20 protein-coding genes are annotated in these 17,360 nt (G+C 36.5%); 19 read left to right on the forward strand and 1 reads right to left on the reverse strand.

Annotation, left to right across the window (positions count from 1 at the left end; translation table 11 throughout):
- The first annotated feature begins 74 nt into the window (after positions 1–74).
- From aroA to NSQ69_RS07935, 12 genes are all read left to right on the forward strand, one after another.
- Positions 75–1,349, forward strand: coding sequence for a 3-phosphoshikimate 1-carboxyvinyltransferase (aroA, locus tag NSQ69_RS07880; RefSeq protein ID WP_002186289.1), 1,275 nt, complete (start codon positions 75–77; stop codon positions 1,347–1,349).
- Positions 1,350–1,456: 107 nt separating this feature from the next.
- Positions 1,457–2,719 carry a tetratricopeptide repeat protein gene (locus tag NSQ69_RS07885; RefSeq protein ID WP_002086616.1) on the forward strand — a complete coding sequence of 421 codons (1,263 nt, stop codon included), beginning with the start codon at positions 1,457–1,459 and terminating at the stop codon, positions 2,717–2,719.
- 73 nt (positions 2,720–2,792) lie between these two features.
- On the forward strand, positions 2,793–3,329 hold the full coding sequence (locus NSQ69_RS07890) for a ReoY family proteolytic degradation factor (RefSeq protein WP_002086615.1): 537 nt from the start codon (positions 2,793–2,795) through the stop codon (positions 3,327–3,329).
- A gap of 153 nt (positions 3,330–3,482) precedes the next feature.
- The gene (locus NSQ69_RS07895; RefSeq protein ID WP_002126440.1) at positions 3,483–3,938 is read left to right on the forward strand and encodes a YpiF family protein; all 456 of its coding nucleotides are present in this window, start codon (positions 3,483–3,485) and stop codon (positions 3,936–3,938) included.
- 144 nt (positions 3,939–4,082) lie between these two features.
- Positions 4,083–4,595 carry a menaquinol-cytochrome c reductase iron-sulfur subunit gene (gene qcrA / locus NSQ69_RS07900; RefSeq protein WP_002011835.1) on the forward strand — a complete coding sequence of 171 codons (513 nt, stop codon included), beginning with the start codon at positions 4,083–4,085 and terminating at the stop codon, positions 4,593–4,595.
- Entirely contained in the window at positions 4,596–5,270 is a 675-nt protein-coding gene (gene qcrB, locus NSQ69_RS07905; protein ID WP_000932700.1) for a menaquinol-cytochrome c reductase cytochrome b subunit, read from the forward strand. It begins immediately after the preceding gene.
- A gap of 43 nt (positions 5,271–5,313) precedes the next feature.
- Complete coding sequence (gene qcrC, locus NSQ69_RS07910; RefSeq protein ID WP_002011836.1) at positions 5,314–6,081, forward strand: menaquinol-cytochrome c reductase cytochrome b/c subunit; 768 nt, start codon at positions 5,314–5,316, stop codon at positions 6,079–6,081.
- 512 nt (positions 6,082–6,593) lie between these two features.
- Complete coding sequence (locus NSQ69_RS07915) at positions 6,594–7,184, forward strand: DUF1405 domain-containing protein (RefSeq protein WP_002126441.1); 591 nt, start codon at positions 6,594–6,596, stop codon at positions 7,182–7,184.
- A gap of 25 nt (positions 7,185–7,209) precedes the next feature.
- The gene (lit, locus tag NSQ69_RS07920; RefSeq protein ID WP_002064533.1) at positions 7,210–7,896 is read left to right on the forward strand and encodes a lipoprotein intramolecular transacylase Lit; all 687 of its coding nucleotides are present in this window, start codon (positions 7,210–7,212) and stop codon (positions 7,894–7,896) included.
- Between the two features lie 107 nt (positions 7,897–8,003).
- A complete protein-coding gene (ypjB, locus tag NSQ69_RS07925; protein ID WP_002126445.1) occupies positions 8,004–8,789 on the forward strand; it encodes a sporulation protein YpjB in 786 nt (261 codons plus the stop codon).
- Positions 8,790–8,894: 105 nt separating this feature from the next.
- Entirely contained in the window at positions 8,895–9,575 is a 681-nt protein-coding gene (locus NSQ69_RS07930) for a zinc metallopeptidase (RefSeq protein ID WP_002086606.1), read from the forward strand.
- A gap of 133 nt (positions 9,576–9,708) precedes the next feature.
- Complete coding sequence (locus tag NSQ69_RS07935) at positions 9,709–10,359, forward strand: uracil-DNA glycosylase (RefSeq protein ID WP_341099124.1); 651 nt, start codon at positions 9,709–9,711, stop codon at positions 10,357–10,359.
- A 28-nt stretch (positions 10,360–10,387) separates the two neighbouring features.
- Here NSQ69_RS07935 and NSQ69_RS07940 read toward each other — a convergent pair whose 3' ends face one another.
- Positions 10,388–11,269: a YitT family protein gene (locus NSQ69_RS07940; protein ID WP_002126452.1), complete on the reverse strand. Its 882-nt coding sequence runs from the start codon at positions 11,267–11,269 to the stop codon at positions 10,388–10,390.
- Positions 11,270–11,777: 508 nt separating this feature from the next.
- Here NSQ69_RS07940 and NSQ69_RS07945 point away from each other — a divergent pair.
- Genes NSQ69_RS07945 through NSQ69_RS07975 form a run of 7 tightly spaced genes read left to right on the forward strand, consistent with a single transcriptional unit; the run spans position 11,778 to position 17,332 of the window.
- The gene (locus tag NSQ69_RS07945; protein WP_002011846.1) at positions 11,778–12,122 is read left to right on the forward strand and encodes a nucleotide pyrophosphohydrolase; all 345 of its coding nucleotides are present in this window, start codon (positions 11,778–11,780) and stop codon (positions 12,120–12,122) included.
- Positions 12,119–12,919 (forward strand): dihydrodipicolinate reductase, encoded by an 801-nt coding sequence (dapB, locus tag NSQ69_RS07950; RefSeq protein ID WP_341099125.1) that lies wholly within the window; start codon positions 12,119–12,121, stop codon positions 12,917–12,919. Before NSQ69_RS07945 ends, dapB begins: the two co-directional genes overlap by 4 nt.
- Before the next feature lie 14 nt (positions 12,920–12,933).
- A complete protein-coding gene (mgsA, locus tag NSQ69_RS07955; protein ID WP_000684753.1) occupies positions 12,934–13,329 on the forward strand; it encodes a methylglyoxal synthase in 396 nt (131 codons plus the stop codon).
- A gap of 11 nt (positions 13,330–13,340) precedes the next feature.
- The gene (bshB1, locus tag NSQ69_RS07960; RefSeq protein WP_002011848.1) at positions 13,341–14,045 is read left to right on the forward strand and encodes a bacillithiol biosynthesis deacetylase BshB1; all 705 of its coding nucleotides are present in this window, start codon (positions 13,341–13,343) and stop codon (positions 14,043–14,045) included.
- Positions 14,042–15,187, forward strand: a complete 1,146-nt coding sequence (gene bshA / locus NSQ69_RS07965; protein WP_002086596.1) for an N-acetyl-alpha-D-glucosaminyl L-malate synthase BshA — start codon at positions 14,042–14,044, stop codon at positions 15,185–15,187. The genes bshB1 and bshA overlap by 4 nt, the downstream gene beginning before the upstream one ends.
- The gene (locus NSQ69_RS07970; RefSeq protein ID WP_002086595.1) at positions 15,174–16,367 is read left to right on the forward strand and encodes a CCA tRNA nucleotidyltransferase; all 1,194 of its coding nucleotides are present in this window, start codon (positions 15,174–15,176) and stop codon (positions 16,365–16,367) included. Before bshA ends, NSQ69_RS07970 begins: the two co-directional genes overlap by 14 nt.
- Positions 16,352–17,332, forward strand: coding sequence for a biotin--[acetyl-CoA-carboxylase] ligase (locus tag NSQ69_RS07975; RefSeq protein ID WP_002086594.1), 981 nt, complete (start codon positions 16,352–16,354; stop codon positions 17,330–17,332). The genes NSQ69_RS07970 and NSQ69_RS07975 overlap by 16 nt, the downstream gene beginning before the upstream one ends.
- The last annotated feature ends 28 nt before the right edge of the window (positions 17,333–17,360 follow it).

Consider the following 17,360-nt stretch of genomic DNA (forward strand, 5'->3'; position numbering starts at 1 on the left):
CGTTACAATAGAAGTAGACGTATAAGAAGAACTATTGTACATATAACTTATTTAAAATGTGAGGAGGATACAGTTTGAAACTAGTAGGACGAAAAAATAGTTTGAATGGGAAAATTGTTGTTCCAGGAGATAAATCTATTTCGCATCGCTCTGTTATGTTTGGAGCGATAGCGGAAGGGACGACGAAAGTATCAAATTTTTTATTAGGAGAAGATTGTTTAAGTACAATTGCATGTTTTCAAAAACTAGGTGTCCAGATTGAACAGTTTGGTAACGATGTCACGATTTACGGTAAAGGATTACATAATTTACAAGAACCGAAAGAAGTATTAGATGTGGGGAATTCAGGGACGACTATTCGTCTTATGCTTGGGATTTTAGCAAATACGCCGTTCCATAGTACGATAATTGGTGATGCATCAATTGGAAAACGTCCTATGAAACGTGTTACAGACCCGCTTAGTCAGATGAATGCTCAAATTGATGGTAGAGAAAACGGACAATATACACCTTTATCTATTCGCGGTGGTAAGGTAAAAGGTATGCATTACCATTCACCAGTAGCAAGCGCACAAGTGAAGTCAGCAGTTTTACTTGCGGGTTTGCAAGGGGAAGGGATTACTACGGTAACAGAGCCTATGCAATCTCGTGATCATACGGAAAGAATGTTGCGTGCATTCGGTTGTACCGTAGATGTTAATGGACGGACTGTTTCATTACAAGGTGGACAACAACTTAAAGGTGCAGACATAGAAGTTCCAGGGGATATTTCTTCGGCGGCATTTTTCTTAGTAGCTGGTGCAATTGTCCAAAATAGTAAGCTTGTATTGGAAAATGTTGGTTTAAATCCGACGAGAACAGGGGTTTTAGATGTATTAACAAAGATGGGTGCACTTATTTCTATCGATCATATTAGAAATGAAGAGTTTGAACCGTGCGGGGATATTACGATTGAAACATCTAAACTAAAAGGAATAGAAATTGGTGGAACTCTTATTCCAAGATTAATTGATGAAATTCCTGTAATTGCTTTATTAGCAACGCAGGCAGAAGGAAGTACTGTTATTAAAAACGCTGAGGAGTTAAAAGTAAAAGAAACAAATCGTATCGATACGGTTGTAGATGAATTAGGCAAATTAGGTGCGAAGATTGAAGCTACACCAGATGGTATGATTATATATGGTAAACAAAGTTTAAAAGGAAATACTGTTAATAGTCACGGCGATCATCGTATTGGGATGATGCTTGCAATCGCATCGTGTATTATAGATGGAGAAGTGAAAATAGAGAATAGTGATGCGGTCGCTGTATCGTATCCGGAATTTTTCGAACAATTAGCTGCGCTATGAGAGAAAGTATAGGAAGAGGTAGTTCACTCAAAAGGTTGCGTTCTTACACCTAGTTGCTTATGATAAATGAACAGAAGAGAATATTTTTTGAATTAAAGGAGACGTTTATGCAAAAGTTTGAACAGGCTGTTTCTTATATTGAAAACGGTGAAGCAGAAAAAGGATTACAATTATTAAAAGAACAACTACGAGTTGCTAATGATGAAGAGAAGTATGATATCGCTCGTTACTATCATACACTTGGGTTTATGGATGAGGCGTTAGCAATTACTGAAGACTTACGCTTGCTATATCCGGAAGAAAGTGAATTTACGGTATTTTTAGCAGAATTATATATTGATTTAGATAAAGAAGATGAAGCGATTGAAGTGCTTCATGATATTCCAGAAAACGATGATTTATATGTTCAATCGTTATTACTTGTAGCGGATTTATTCCAAATGCAAGGTTTTGATGATGTAGCAGAACAAAAACTATTAAAGGCGAAAGAAATGATGCCAGACGAACCTGTTATTACGTTTGGGTTAGCAGAATTATATAGTAGTAAAGGTGAAGAGCAAAAGGCGATCACTTATTATGAATCGTTACTAGCAGAACATAAAGTTATGGGTGGTGTTGTCATTGCGCTTCGTCTAGCAGAAACTTTAAGTGCTATTGGAAACTGGGAAGAGGCAATCTCTTACTATGAAGCGGGGTTAGAAGAGCAAAAAGATATTCACTCATTATTTGGATATGCCTTCACATTATACCAAGGAGAAGAATATCAAAGAGCAATTGGTGCTTGGCAAGAATTAAAAGAATTAGATCCTGAATACGCATCGTTATACATGTATTTAGCGAAAAGCTATGAAAAAGAAGGCATGCTTCAAGAAAGCTATGAAACACTTCAAGAAGGAATTAAAGTAGATGAGCTGTCTGTTCCTTTCTATGTAGAATTAGCGAATATTGCGGCGAAATTAGGTAAAATAGCGGAGGCAGAAGAAGTGCTTCAAAAAGCGCTGGAGCTAGATCCGGGACATTTAGGTGCGATATTAAAATATGCGTATATTTTAAAAGAACAAGAGAAATACGAAGAGCTAATTGCAGTTGTAGAGCGTGCAATTGACAGTGGAGAACCAGATACACAACTACTTTGGGATCTTGCATTTGCAAAAAAACAATTAGAAATGTATTCGGATGCATTAAAACACTATGAAAGTGCATATACTTCTTTTAAGAATCATCCAGATTTCTTGGAAGAGTACGGTTATTTCTTATTAGAAGAAGGAATGCGAAAAGAGGCGAAAGAAGTATTTACGCAGTTAATACAACTAGACCCGACACAAATTCATATTGAAGAATTGTTATATAATTTAGAGGATTTTTCATAAGTTGGAAGGAAACTGAATGCCGCTTCTTGAATCTAAAAAGAAAAGAGAAAGACAGAGGAGGGACTTAATCGCTATGAATACCCCTGTTTCTGTAAACGAGAAGAAGGATTTTGTAAAATGGTTTTTGAATAATTACCAACTGAAACAGCGTGAATGTGTATGGATTTTGAATTATTTAATGAGTCACGATCAATTAATGCATAAAGTCCACTTCGTAGAACATGCAAAATATTGTCCGCGTGGCTTAGTAATGTCAGCAAATTGTGTGAAAGACACACCGTTTCACTTTTTCAAACAAAATGTAATGACAACAGATGCAGAAAAATCGTTTCATGATATTCGTTTGAATCGAGATGAGGATATTTATATTCAGCTTAATTTTAAATCATCGTTCCAAAATGCAAACTATGTAGCTGTATTAGAAGAAAACCCATATTTGCCAAAGCATATTGAAGTGAATGAAAAAGATCGATTGCTTGCAGAACGATTTTTAGAAGAAAGTGTATTCTCATTTAGAAGAGAACGTCTTTTGAAACAAATTGATGAAGCTTTGGATAAGCAAGATAAGGAAGCATTTCATAGGTTAACAGCAGAGTTGAAGATTTTATAGAATTCATTTTGATTATGTAATCTTTACGAAATTCAGACTTTTTAAGAAAAACTACTTAATAATAGGTAGTTTTTCTTTTTTTACCTCTTTTAGTATGGTTTAATATATATAAAGTGAAAGTTCTGTTATTTCAAATGGAGGAGGGGAGAAAAGGTGAAATGGATTGTAAAAGATGTAGAACAGTTTGAGCAAGCGAGGGAGTATGTAGATACAGGGATTATACCCCTTTTGTCTATTTCGGCAGCAAAAGGGATGAAAATGGTTGTAGAGCAAGGTGAATTTATTGAGGCTTTGAGTATGGAGTTGGAAAGGGAGTATAAAGGAAGAGTGCTTTTACTGCCCGCATTTACGTATTTGGTAGAGAGCCAAAAGAATGAAAAAGACCGTTTGCAAGAATGGACAGATCATTTGCAAAGGCAAGGTTTTAAGCATATTGCCTATGTGACAAGTGACTTTTCATGGAAAGAAGATATGAGAGATGTGCAGGGTGATTTATTTTGGTTTCCATCGTTATCATTAGACCAATTTAGTGACCAAGCGAAAAGGGAAGTTATTCGTGCACACATAAAAAATATTATGGAAATGTTGGAAGAAAGATGGATAAAATAATAATAAACAGAAAGTTCTTATTATTATGAGTAGTATGATATTGACCTATACAAGAGGGTATTATATCATGATAGTGTCCTAGTTTTTATTTTTTATATAATTTTTTCACGAGGGGACAATTTCTGATAGAGGGGGGAAATTTTCGTGAGCGAGAAAGAACATCGTGTGTCAAGAAGACAGTTTTTAAATTACACACTTACAGGGGTAGGAGGCTTTATGGCGGCGGGTATTTTAATGCCGATGACGAGGTTTGCGCTTGATCCGGTGTTAAGAAAAGAAGCGGGAACAGATATGGTTGCTGTTGGACAAGTAAAGGATATTACAACAGAGCCGAAGCGCTTCGATTTTAAGGTGAAGCAGGTTGACGGGTGGTACAAGTCTGAAGAGCCAAAATCTGCTTGGGTGCATAAAGATGAAAGTGGAGAAATTGTTGCGTTTTCTCCAGTATGTAAACATTTAGGTTGCACAGTGAACTGGAATTCGGACAAAGCACATCCTAATCAATTCTTTTGCCCGTGTCACGGGGGACGTTACACAAAAGATGGGATGAACATTAAAGGCACACCGCCTCTTGCTCCGCTTGATGTGTACGAGTCTAAAGTGAAAGATGGAACGTTGTATTTAGGAAAAGCGAAGCCAAGAGGGGGTGCAAAGTAGATGCTAAATAAAATTTATGATTGGGTGGACGAACGTTTAGATATTACACCGATATGGCGTGATATCGCTGATCATGAAGTACCTGAGCATGTTAACCCGGCACATCACTTTTCTGCATTCGTCTATTGCTTTGGAGGACTTACCTTTTTCGTTACAGTAATTCAAATTTTGTCCGGAATGTTTTTGACGATGTATTATGTGCCGGATATTAAAAATGCTTGGGAGTCGGTTTATTATTTACAAAATGAAGTAGCTTACGGGCAAATTGTTCGTGGTATGCATCACTGGGGTGCTAGTCTCGTAATTGTAATGATGTTTTTACATACACTCAGAGTTTTCTTCCAAGGTGCGTATAAAAAGCCTCGTGAGTTAAACTGGATTGTTGGTGTTCTTATTTTCTTTGTTATGTTAGGTCTTGGTTTTACCGGATATTTATTACCGTGGGATATGAAAGCGTTATTTGCTACGAAAGTAGGGATTCAAATTGCAGAGCAAACGCCGCTCATTGGTCCTTATATTAAAACATTACTCGCTGGTCATTCCGAAATCGTTGGCGCCCAAACATTAACTCGCTTCTTTGCTATTCACGTCTTCTTCTTACCAGCAGCACTTCTAGGTTTAATGGCCTTCCACTTCATCATGATTCGCAAACAAGGTATTTCCGGTCCGCTATAAGAGATTGCTAAATTAAAGGGGAAAGAACAAAAGGAGGGAGATTATGCATCGCGGCAAAGGGATGAAGTTTGTAGGAGATTCTCGGGTACCAGTAGCCCGGAAACCAAATATTCCAAAAGATTATTCTGAATATCCAGGGAAAACAGAAGCGTTTTGGCCGAATTTCTTGTTAAAAGAATGGATGGTTGGTGCAGTTTTTTTAGTCGGTTATTTATGTTTAACAGTGGCGCATCCGTCACCGCTTGAGAGAATGGCGGATCCTACAGATGCAGGATATATACCACTTCCAGATTGGTATTTCTTATTCTTGTATCAGTTATTAAAGTATTCGTATGCTTCAGGCTCATTTACTGTAATTGGTGCGTTTATTATGCCGGGGATTGCGTTTGGAGCGTTACTATTAGCTCCGTTTCTAGATCGAGGCCCAGAAAGAGCACCATTGAAGCGTCCTGTAGCAACGGGGTTTATGCTTTTAGCAATTGCATCGATTATTTTTTTAACTTGGGAATCTGTAGCACACCACGATTGGGAAGCTGCAAAAAAACAAGGAGCAATTGTAAAAACAGCACCAGTTGATAAAAATGATGACGGCTACAAGTTGATGCAAAAAAATACTTGTTTAACATGTCATGGTGACAATTTACAGGGCGGAGCGGCAGCACCGGCTTTGCAAAACTTAACTTTAAAACCAGAAGAAATCGCTAAAATTGCGAAAGATGGAAAAGGTTCAATGCCTAAAGGTGTATTTAAAGGTACAGATGAGGAACTGAAAAAGCTTTCGGAATTCGTTGCAAAGTATAATAAAAAATAATAGAAAAGCTGACTACAAAATCTGTGGTCAGCTTTTTATTTTGCGTACCCAGCTAAGCTGGGCACTGTTTGATGGTGAAAGGTTTAAATAGAATTCTACAAGGATTCAAAAATTATTATAGCCTATCTTTAATTGGACAGAAGTGGCTCGGTAAAATAGATTGGTACGTCTTAGAACGGCTTAACCTTTTCTGGAATAAGAAAAGAAATGTTCGAAAGAAACATGGTCGTATCAAGGACTTGATGAAGAAAATAACATACACACTCGTGAAAGTAGGAAGCTAGAACAAACTGAAAGCTAAAGAAGGAAGAGCATCGGAAAGCCGTATGAGGGAAAACCTCACGTACGGTTTGATGAGGGGAAGCTGAAACAGAAAAGGGATAGCAAAGCCATCTCTAAAGAAAATTTAATCTGTTTCAGTTTTCTACTCTACGATGACGGAAAGTTTGCTATATAATAGAGTAGAGTTCGATGAAAGAATTACTTTGTTTGAAAGGTGTTGGACATACAGATTGGCTTACTTGTATGCAATGTTAAGGCAACGTTCGGTACTATTATTTTTATTGGTTGTTAACATATTAGGTACAATTTACGGATTCATATGGTATGGAAATCAATTAAAAGAAACCTCACCTATATTTTGGCCGTTTGTACCAGATAGCCCTATGGCGACTCTCTTTTTTGTCTTTGTTTTAATTGCTTTTTTGATGAAGAAGAACTGGGGGTTAATAGAAGCGCTAGCGATAGTTACTTTAATAAAATATGGTGTTTGGGCTGTTGTTGTAAATGCAATTATGATTTATGTAAAAGGCCCTATTGGCCTTATGGGATATATGTTAATGTTATCTCATTTTGCGATGGCAGTGCAGGGAATGTTATATGCTCCGTTTTATCGGATAAAAAAATGGCACTTCACTGTAGTTGGCATATGGACATTACATAATGATGCAATTGATTATTTATTTTGGCAAATGCCGAGATATGGGATTATGCATTTATTTGTAGAGAAAATTGGTTATTTTACGTTTTGGTTAAGTATTGCTGTACTGTGTATTACATATTATTATTGCTTACGTGAGAACCGAAAACAGTTTTCTTTATGATGGTGAGGACATTTAGGGGGAGAAAATGAAGAAAAATAAGAGCGGTATAAACATATTGGATCGATTGATCACTTTAGTAGTTTCCTATAGCATAGCATTTTCTGTTTTCGCTCTCGCGACAACGGTAGTTGTATATGGAAAATGGTTGTATTATTTTGAAATTGATTTTTTAAATATTCCAGATTTAGCGGATATGACGAAAGATGAAATTAAGAGAAACTATGATGTGCTTATTACATATTTATCGCCGTTTTATGAAGGTGCATTACAATTGCCGACATTAGATATGTCCACAAATGGACGCATTCATTTTGTAGATGTTAAAAATATTTTAGTAAAGATTCAATATATAATGTATGGAACGATTGTAATTGCTGTATTAGGAGGAGCGTATTTATTAAAAAAGAAAAAAGAAAAGTTTTTACTTCACGGAGCGATTCTTACAATTATTTTTCCAATAGCTCTTACGTTACCAATTGCTATTAATTTTGAAAAGAGTTTCGTATTATTTCATAAGCTTTTATTTAGCAATGATTATTGGATGTTTGATATTGAAACAGATCCGGTTATTTTAATGTTACCGGAAGAATTCTTTATGCATGCTGCATGTATTATTTTATTATTGATTTTAGGTGGTAGTATGCTTTGTTACGGTGTGTATAAATATTTAGTGAAAAAGAAAAGGGTTTCAAAGAAAAAATTCTCTGTTTAAAGAGAATTTTTTTGTTTTCATAGAGATAATATATTTTTTGGTTTTGTTCTGTTCTATTCTTGTCCAATTCCACATATTTTGTACTAGTAGTTATAGGGGGGACCGGGATGAAGAGAACATTAATTGGACTGATAGCATTTCTAATTATAATGTTTCCAGTACGTATATATGCTGAAGAGTGGAGTGAACTAACTGGATTGCTAGATGACTCTTTGCAGTTAGTGAAGAAAAAAGAAGATGAAAAGGCAATACAAGTACTGTACCATTTCTCAGAGCAATTTCTATCAAAGGAGAATGAAAATAATTCAAAAGTAACTCCGGGACAAATTAGAGTCGTTTCTTTAGCATACGATAAGGCGAAACAATCTCTCGCGGAAGATTCAGATAGGCAAGTTAAAGTGGATAATATGTTAGCGTTACAACTTGCTGTTGATGCACAAGTATCTAAATATCAGCCACTTTGGATGGAAAGAGAAAGAAAGATAATGAATGCTTTTTCTCAAGTAGAAAAGGCGATGGAAAAAGACGATGATGGACAGTTCCAACAGACGCTAAATACATTTTTAAATGAATTTAATATTATTTATCCTAGTTTAATGATTGCTCTGCCAGAAAACGAAGCGCAGCGTGTAAATGCACATTTATCTTATTTGGATGAATTTCGTAACGTTATGTTAAAAACGAAAGGTGGACAAATGCAACTAGGGATTATTAAAGGTGATTTGCAAAAAATATTTCATACAGTAAAAAAAGATGAGATTGCTCCCTCTCTCATTTGGTTTATGACAATTACTGGAGGACTTATTTTGTTCACTTTAACGTATGTTGGATGGAGAAAGTATAAAGGGGAGAGAGAGAAGCGGAGAAGCAACTTGCATTCTAAAGATAAATAATACGCATAAATAAAGATACGGATTGTAAGGTTTATTTATTGACAACGGTGGAAGAAAAAAATAGAATGAGAAGTACTATAATTAAAACTTCAATGGAGGTTTATGATGTTTTATTTAATTTACTTCGCGATCATTTTGATCATACCGTTGTATGCACAGTCAAAAGTACGTAGTGCCTATAGCAAGTATTCACAAGTTTATTCAACATCAGGTATGACAGGAGCGGAAGTGGCTCGAAAAATTTTAGATGAAAATGGATTGTACAATGTAGCCGTAGAAGAAACGCCAGGTCATTTGTCAGATCATTATGACCCGCGTGTAAAGACGGTTAGATTATCGACAGATAACTATTATGGTCATTCAGTTGCTGGTACAGCTGTAGCAGCACATGAAGTAGGACACGCAATTCAAGATGCGAAAGATTATAACTTTATGCGTGTACGCCATTCGTTAGTGCCAGTTGCTAATTTTGGTTCAAACATGTCATGGGTTTTTGTCCTAATTGGTGTATTTGCACAAATGTCTGGTTTGTTGTTACTAGGAATTATTTTAATGGCAGCAGGTGTTATTTTCCAACTTGTTACATTACCAGTTGAGTTTGATGCATCAAAACGCGCAATGCAACAAATTGAAGCACTTGGTATCGTATCAACAGATGAGTACGGTCAAGCTCGTAAAGTATTAAATGCGGCAGCATTAACATATGTAGCAGCAGCTGCTGTAGCAGTATTTGAATTATTACGTCTCGTATTAATTTATACTGGTATGCAGCGTAGCGACGATTAAAGACTATCAATTTTGATAGTCTTTTTTTGTTTTGTGGATTGAATCTTATAATATGTTACAAATGGAAATAATAGAGAGAATATGGGGTATAGAACTAGTTAAAATAAAGATAAGTATGGAATGATGAAAGAAGGTGACGGACATAGAATATCCATATTATTTAGTTAAACAAGTGAAGGAGCGTAGTGCTACATACCAATTAGAAGGTTTTTTAAGTGGACAGGGCCCTAAAAACCCGAAATTAATGCTTGTTGGAGAAGCACCTGGTGAAACAGAAATTCATAATGGGATTCCATTTAGTGGGAGAGCGGGAAAACATTTAATGGAATTTTTAGAACGTATTCACGTTACAAGGGAAGAAGTATATATTACGAGTGCGGTCCGGAGTAGACCTTATAAATGGAGAGAGAAAAGGGAACGAAATGGCGAAATAATACAGAAGAAGTACAATAGAACACCGAATCAAGGTGAGATACTTGCCCATGCACCTTTGCTAGATTATGAACTGGAATTTATACAGCAGCCGGTTATTGTCACACTTGGTAATATTGCATTACAGCGTTTAGTTGGTAAAAATGATAAAATTACGGATGTTCATGGAGAATTGTTAAAGCAACCTGTGCAGCGATTGAAAGATAGCAGCAGTACAGAATTTATTTGGTCAGAAAAAGAATATCATATTTTTCCGACCTTTCATCCAGCTTCTATTTTCTATAATCGGAGTTTGTTGGAGCTTATTTATGAGGATTTGGAGAAACTTAAAAGATTTATAATAAAAAACTAGAAAAGCTACAGAGCTTTTCTAGCTGAATTTAATTATGTAACGGATTTTTATTTTCATCTAATGTAAATCCTTCACCAACAACATCGTGTACATCACTTACAGCGACAAAGGCATGTGGATCTACTGAAATAATGATATTTTTTAATTTTACGATTTCATTTTTAGCAACAACACAATATAGTACATTACGTTCTATTTTTGTATAGGATCCAACTGCTTTTAAAAAGGTTGCTCCGCGCTCCATTTCTGATAAAATTTTTGAAGCAATTTCATCGTTTTTATCAGAAATAATAGTTGCTCCTTTTGCTGCATAAGCACCTTCTTGCATGAAATCAATAACCTTAGCCCCGATAAAAACAGCAACTAACGTATACATGCCCTCGCGATATGATAAATATGTAAGAATAGAGATAATGATAACGACCGCATCAAACATAAACATCGTTTTTCCCATACTCCAGCCAACATATTTGTGAGCTAGCCTTGCGATAATATCAACACCGCCAGTAGTCCCGCCGTATTTGAATATAATTCCAAGTCCTATGCCGATAAATGCCCCAGCGAATAAAGCAGCCAGTGTCATATCATTTTGCAAGTTTAAATGTAAGTTGAGAACCTCGTAGCGCTGAAACACCCAAAGGAATAAAGAGACGCTAAATGTACCGATTAATGTGTATAAAAATGTTGTTCGGCCGAGTAATTTCCAGCCAATGAAAAATAGAGGGACGTTTAAAATTAAGTTTGTATAGGAAGGATCAAGTGAAAATTTAAAATATAATAATAGCGTAATGCCGGTAAATCCACCCTCTGCAAGATGATTTTCAATATTGATATTCACAATACCGAAAGAAAAAATAGCGGAACCGATTAAAATAAAAATGATATTTCGAATCTTCAAATTTGATGTCATTTAGAAATCCCCCTAATTATGTAATGATTGCATTGCTCCTCTTAAACGATAGAACATAATAATAAGTTATTTCTAGTTGATAGTAAAAATAGAGAGTGGTATAAGAGCTTAATTAGTTCAGCCTGATATTGTGCGGAAAAAATGCAAAAGAAAGTTTCACTTTATCCCGTCCCAACGGCTGGTAGAGGGAAAAGCGAAGAAGAAAAGGTCGAACCAGCCGCAGGGACCCGATTGGTTCAGGCTGATCTTTTGCAAAAATCACGCAAAAGAAGTTTCACTTTACCCCGCTCTAACGGCTGGTAGAGGGTAAAACAGTGAAGAAAGTTCGAACCAGCCGTAAGAGCCCGATTGGTTCAGGCTGATCTTTTGTAAAAATCACGCAAAAGAAGTTTCACTTTATTATAGTCTATCCTAAAAAGAGTCGTAAATAGTGATATGAGGGAATAATATTTGTCAAATCGCGATGAATTGGCTAACATGAAAGAGGAAGGAATAAGAGGTGACTAGTATGGAAGCAAAAACGATGAAAGATATGCAGAAAGAAGTAGATGCATATATCGGTCAATTTAAAGAAGGTTATTTTAGTCCGCTTGCAATGATGGCTCGTTTAACTGAAGAAATGGGAGAGCTTGCAAGAGAGGTTAATCATTATTATGGTGAGAAACCAAAGAAAACGACTGAGAAAGAACGAAGTGTTGAGGAAGAGCTTGGAGATGTTTTATTTGTTATGATTTGTATGGCAAATAGTTTAAATATTGATTTAGAAACAGCGCATAACATTGTAATGAATAAATTTAATACACGTGATAAAGATCGTTGGACACGTATTGATGAGGGAGAGAAAGACGCATGAAAGAAATTAAAGTAATTATCGCTGGACCACGAGGACGCATGGGATATGAAGCAGTCCTTCTTATGGAAAGAACAGCGCATTTCAATTTAGTAGCAGCAATTGATTATAAGCATGGCGGAGAAAAAATTTCTGATTTACCGGGAATGCCAGCGATAGATGCACCTATTTACGCGGATTTACATACTTGTTTAGATGAAGTAGAAGCAGATGTATTGTTAGATTTAACAACACCAGAAATTGGAAAGAAACATGTGACACTTGCAGTTGAACGTGGACTTCGATCAGTTATTGGTACAACTGGATTTACTGAAGAAGAACTAAAGCAATTAACAGAAAATGCAAAAGAAAAAGAAGTAGGAACAATTATCGCTCCAAATTTTGCGATTGGTGCAGTACTTATGATGAAGTTCTCTCAAATGGCAGCGAAGTACTTCCAAGATGTTGAAGTAATTGAATTACACCATGATCAAAAATTAGACGCACCATCTGGTACAGCTGTAAAAACAGTAGAATTAATCCGTCAAAATCGTGTACCAAAAGAGCAAGGGCACCCTAATGAAACGGAACAATTAGAAGGGGCACGTGGTGCAAATGTAGACGGTATTCACATTCATAGCGTACGTCTACCAGGGCTTATTGCACACCAAGAAGTAATGTTCGGCGGAGATGGACAAATGTTAACAGTTCGCCATGATTCATTCAACCGTGCATCATTTATGTCAGGTGTAAAACTATCAATTGAAACAGTAATGAACCTTGATCATCTTGTGTACGGTTTAGAAAATATTATCGACTAAAGGGGAGACAACGGATGAAAATTGCCTTAATCGCACATGACAAAAAGAAAGATGATATGGTTTCGTTCGCATACGCATATAAACCAATTTTTGAAAAACATGAACTTTTTGCAACAGGAACGACAGGACTTCGTATTATGGAGGCAACTGGTTTAGTTGTAACAAGATATCAATCCGGTCCTCTTGGTGGAGATCAAGAAATTGGTGCAATGATTGCAAAAAATGAGATGGATATGGTGATTTTTTTCCGGGATCCACTAACAGCCCAGCCGCATGAACCAGATGTTAATGCGTTACTTCGTTTATGTGATGTATACGCCATCCCATTAGCAACAAATATGGCAAGTGCTGAAATGCTAATGCATGCATTAGAGCGGGGAGATTTAGATTACCGAAAGTTAAGAAAATGAGGGGAACAATTATGAGTGGATTACATATATTAGCGTTTGGTGCTCATGCCGATGATGTTGAAATCGGCATGGCAGGTACCATTGCAAAGTATACGAAGCAAGGATATGAAGTAGGCATTTGCGATTTAACAGAAGCTGATCTTTCTTCAAATGGAACGGTAGAACTAAGAAAAGAAGAAGCAAAGGCTGCAGCTCGTATTATGGGAGTAAAAACGAGAATTAATTTAGCAATGCCAGACCGTGGTTTGTATATGAAAGAAGAATATATACGTGAAATTGTAAAGATTATTCGTACATATAAACCAACACTAATTTTCGCACCATATTACGAAGATCGTCATCCAGACCATGCTAATTGCGCGAAACTTGTGGAAGAAGCTATCTTTTCAGCGGGAATTCGTAAATATATGCCTGAACTTCCGCCGCACCGTGTAGAGTCGTTTTATAATTATATGATTAATGGTTTTCATAAACCGAATTTTTGTATAGATATTAGTGAATACCTTTCTAAAAAGGTGGAAGCGTTAGAAGCGTATGAAAGTCAGTTTTCAACAGGGAGTGATGGTGTTAAGACGCCATTAACCGAAGGATACGTTGAAACTGTAATCGCTCGGGAGAAGATGTTTGGGAAAGAAGTTGGAGTGCTGTATGCCGAAGGATTTATGAGTAAGAAACCGGTTTTATTACATGCTGATTTAATAGGGGGATGTAAATGAAATTGAAAATAGGTATTACATGTTATCCTTCTGTAGGTGGTTCTGGGGTTGTTGGGACAGAGTTAGGAAAGCAATTGGCGGAACGCGGGCATGAAATTCATTTTATTACATCGGGTGTACCATTTCGGTTGAATAAAGTGTACCCGAACATTTATTTTCACGAAGTAACAGTAAATCAATATTCTGTTTTTCAATATCCACCTTACGATTTAGCATTAGCGAGTAAAATGGCAGAGGTTGCTCAAAGAGAAAACCTTGATATTTTACATGTGCATTATGCAATCCCACATGCTATTTGTGCATATTTAGCAAAACAAATGATTGGGGAGCGTATTAAAATTGTTACGACCTTACATGGAACGGATATTACTGTGTTAGGTTCCGACCCTTCGTTAAATAATTTAATTCGCTTTGGTATTGAACAATCTGATGTTGTTACAGCTGTGTCACATTCGTTAATTGAAGAAACAAATGAACTTGTAAAACCAGATAAAGAAATTGAGACGGTATACAATTTTGTAGATGAACGTGTTTATTTCAAACGTGATATGTCTCAATTAAAAAAAGAATATGGTATACGAGAAAATGAAAAAGTGTTGATTCATATTTCAAATTTCCGAAAGGTTAAGCGTGTACAGGATGTTGTGCAGTCATTTGCCAAAATTGTAAAGGAAGTAGATGCGAAATTGCTTCTTGTTGGTGATGGACCAGAGTTCTGTACTATTTTACAATTGGTGAAAAGTTTACATATTGAGGAACGTGTCTTATTCCTAGGAAAGCAAGATAATGTTGCAGAGCTTCTTGCGATGAGTGATTTAATGCTACTTTTATCAGAAAAGGAAAGTTTTGGTCTTGTTATATTAGAAGCGATGGCGTGTGGTGTGCCTAGTATCGGAACGAGGGTTGGGGGCATTCCAGAGGTCATTCAACATGGTGAAACAGGATATATATGTGAAGTTGGAGATACAGACGGAATAGCTAAGCAAGCAATTCAGCTACTAGAAAATGAAGAACTTCACCGTAATATGGGAGAGCGAGCGATGAAATCTGTATATGAGCAGTTTCGTTCGGAAAAAATCGTTTCACAGTATGAGGCGATTTATTATGACATACTAAGGGATGACAAGAATGGAAAGATTTAAAAAAGCTAGTTCAATTATTGAGATGTTAAAACAGCACGGACATGAGGCTTACTTCGTTGGTGGAAGTGTACGCGATCTTATTATCGATAGACCGATTGGAGATATCGATATCGCAACATCTGCTTTACCAGAAGAAGTAATGGCTATTTTCCCAAGACATGTTCCGGTTGGTCTTGAGCATGGAACTGTAATTGTTGTAGAAAATGGTGAACCGTATGAGGTAACTACTTTTCGAACAGAAAGCGAATATGAAGATTTTCGAAGACCTAGTAGTGTTCAATTTGTCCGTTCATTAGAAGAGGATTTAAAACGACGTGATTTCACGATGAATGCAATTGCAATGACAGAGGAAGGCGAAATGGTTGATTTATTTGCTGGGAAAGAAGCGATTCGTCTGAAGGAAATTACAACGGTTGGAGATGCTGCAGACCGTTTTCAAGAAGATGCACTGCGAATGATGCGTGGTATTCGGTTCGTAAGTACGTTAGGTTTCTCTTTGGAAATAAAGACGAAACAAGCAATTGAAACGTATGGGCATTTGCTCGAACATATAGCGATTGAAAGAATTACAGTTGAATTTGAAAAATTGTTGACCGGTACATATTGTGTGAATGGTCTTCAAGAGTTAGTAGAAACTAAGCTATTTTCTCATCTGCCATATTTGCAAATGTCAGAAGAAAGACTCTTGAAAGCTACGCAGTATAAATGGGATTCTTTCGAAACAGACGTTGAGGCGTGGGCATTTTTCTTATATTGTATCGGAGAAGAGCATCCATCTGTCTTTTTGCGTCAATGGAAGTTCTCGAATAAAAAGATTAAAGATATCGTAGCGGTTTTATTAGCAATTCGTTCTAGAAAGGAGAAGGAGTGGGATACAATCCTTCTTTATAAAACTGGGATTCGCATCGCTGAGATGGCGGAAAGAGTATATGAAGCGATAATAGAAAGTTATAATAGTGCGTCTGTTAAGCAAGTACAATCATTATTTCATGCATTGCCGATAAAAAATCGTCAAGAAATGAATGTGACTGGTAATGATTTATTAAGCTGGACAGATAAAAAGCCAGGTCCGTGGGTTGCCGAAATGCTTCAAAATATTGAAGAAGCAATCGTACAAGGAGATTTAGTTAATAAGAAAGAGGATATAAGGGAGTGGCTACAAAGATGCAATCTACTATAAGAAAGCAGTTATTACAAGTTTTTTCTGAAGCAGATGGTGCATTTGTATCTGGTCAAATACTTAGTGACAAACTTGGTTGTTCGAGAACCGCTGTATGGAAGCATATGGAGGACCTTCGTAATGAAGGGTATGAACTAGAAGCTGTACGCCGCTTAGGGTACCGAATTGCTAGTAAACCAGATAAAGTAACTGCGAATGAGATTCAATTAGGATTACAAACAGAGCGTATCGGTAGAACGGTTTATTTTGAAGAATCGGTTGAGTCTACTCAGCATATTGCAGCGAGACTTGCTTATGAAGGCGCAGAAGAGGGAACAATTGTCGTTGCTGAAGAACAAACAGCAGGTAGAGGACGTTTAAGTAGAAAATGGTATTCCCCAAAAGGAACAGGAATTTGGATGAGTATTATTTTGCGTCCCTCGATTCCAGTTCATCATGCACCACAGCTTACTTTATTAGCAGCTGTTAGCGTAGCGCAAGCAATTGAAAAATGTACCGGTGTAAACGTAGGGATTAAATGGCCAAATGATATTTTAATTCAAGGTAAAAAAGCTGTCGGTATATTAACGGAGATGCAAGCTGATCCAGATAAAATTAATGCTGTTATTATGGGAATTGGCATTAATGCAAATCAGAAACAAGAACATTTTGATGAGGAAATTCAGCAAATTGCAACTTCATTAGCAATTGAATCGGGTAAGCCGATTGTTCGTGCGGAACTTATGCAACAAATTTTCTTGCAACTAGAGAAATTGTATGAAGAGTATTTAAAAAATGGCTTCTCTGTTATTAAAATTCTTTGGGAAAGTTACGCAGTAAGTATCGGAAAAGAAATTACAGCTCGAACGATGAAGGAAACTATTAATGGGCTAGCAAAAGGAATTACGGAGGATGGTGTATTGTTACTTGAGGATCATCAAGGGCAAGTGCACCACATTCATTCTGCTGATATAGAAATTAAGTAAAAGAAGTTCCTATTTTGGAGCTTCTTTT

Origin of the sequence: Bacillus sp. FSL R10-2201 (assembly GCF_038008665.1) — a bacterium.
Classification (GTDB): Bacteria; Bacillota; Bacilli; order Bacillales; family Bacillaceae_G; genus Bacillus_A; species Bacillus_A mycoides.

Bases quoted from the DNA above. Each gene is read 5' to 3' on its own strand.
- NSQ69_RS07885 (WP_002086616.1), top strand. From the start codon at position 1,457: ATGCAAAAGTTTGAACAGGCTGTTTCTTATATTGAAAACGGTGAAGCA.
- NSQ69_RS07890 (WP_002086615.1), top strand. From the start codon at position 2,793: ATGAATACCCCTGTTTCTGTAAACGAGAAGAAGGATTTTGTAAAATGG.
- qcrB (WP_000932700.1), top strand. From the start codon at position 4,596: ATGCTAAATAAAATTTATGATTGGGTGGACGAACGTTTAGATATTACA.
- qcrC (WP_002011836.1), top strand. From the start codon at position 5,314: ATGCATCGCGGCAAAGGGATGAAGTTTGTAGGAGATTCTCGGGTACCA.
- lit (WP_002064533.1), top strand. From the start codon at position 7,210: ATGAAGAAAAATAAGAGCGGTATAAACATATTGGATCGATTGATCACT.
- ypjB (WP_002126445.1), top strand. From the start codon at position 8,004: ATGAAGAGAACATTAATTGGACTGATAGCATTTCTAATTATAATGTTT.
- NSQ69_RS07930 (WP_002086606.1), top strand. From the start codon at position 8,895: ATGTTTTATTTAATTTACTTCGCGATCATTTTGATCATACCGTTGTAT.
- NSQ69_RS07940 (WP_002126452.1), bottom strand. From the start codon at position 11,269: ATGACATCAAATTTGAAGATTCGAAATATCATTTTTATTTTAATCGGT.
- NSQ69_RS07945 (WP_002011846.1), top strand. From the start codon at position 11,778: ATGGAAGCAAAAACGATGAAAGATATGCAGAAAGAAGTAGATGCATAT.
- dapB (WP_341099125.1), top strand. From the start codon at position 12,119: ATGAAAGAAATTAAAGTAATTATCGCTGGACCACGAGGACGCATGGGA.
- mgsA (WP_000684753.1), top strand. From the start codon at position 12,934: ATGAAAATTGCCTTAATCGCACATGACAAAAAGAAAGATGATATGGTT.
- bshB1 (WP_002011848.1), top strand. From the start codon at position 13,341: ATGAGTGGATTACATATATTAGCGTTTGGTGCTCATGCCGATGATGTT.
- bshA (WP_002086596.1), top strand. From the start codon at position 14,042: ATGAAATTGAAAATAGGTATTACATGTTATCCTTCTGTAGGTGGTTCT.
- NSQ69_RS07970 (WP_002086595.1), top strand. From the start codon at position 15,174: ATGGAAAGATTTAAAAAAGCTAGTTCAATTATTGAGATGTTAAAACAG.
- NSQ69_RS07975 (WP_002086594.1), top strand. From the start codon at position 16,352: ATGCAATCTACTATAAGAAAGCAGTTATTACAAGTTTTTTCTGAAGCA.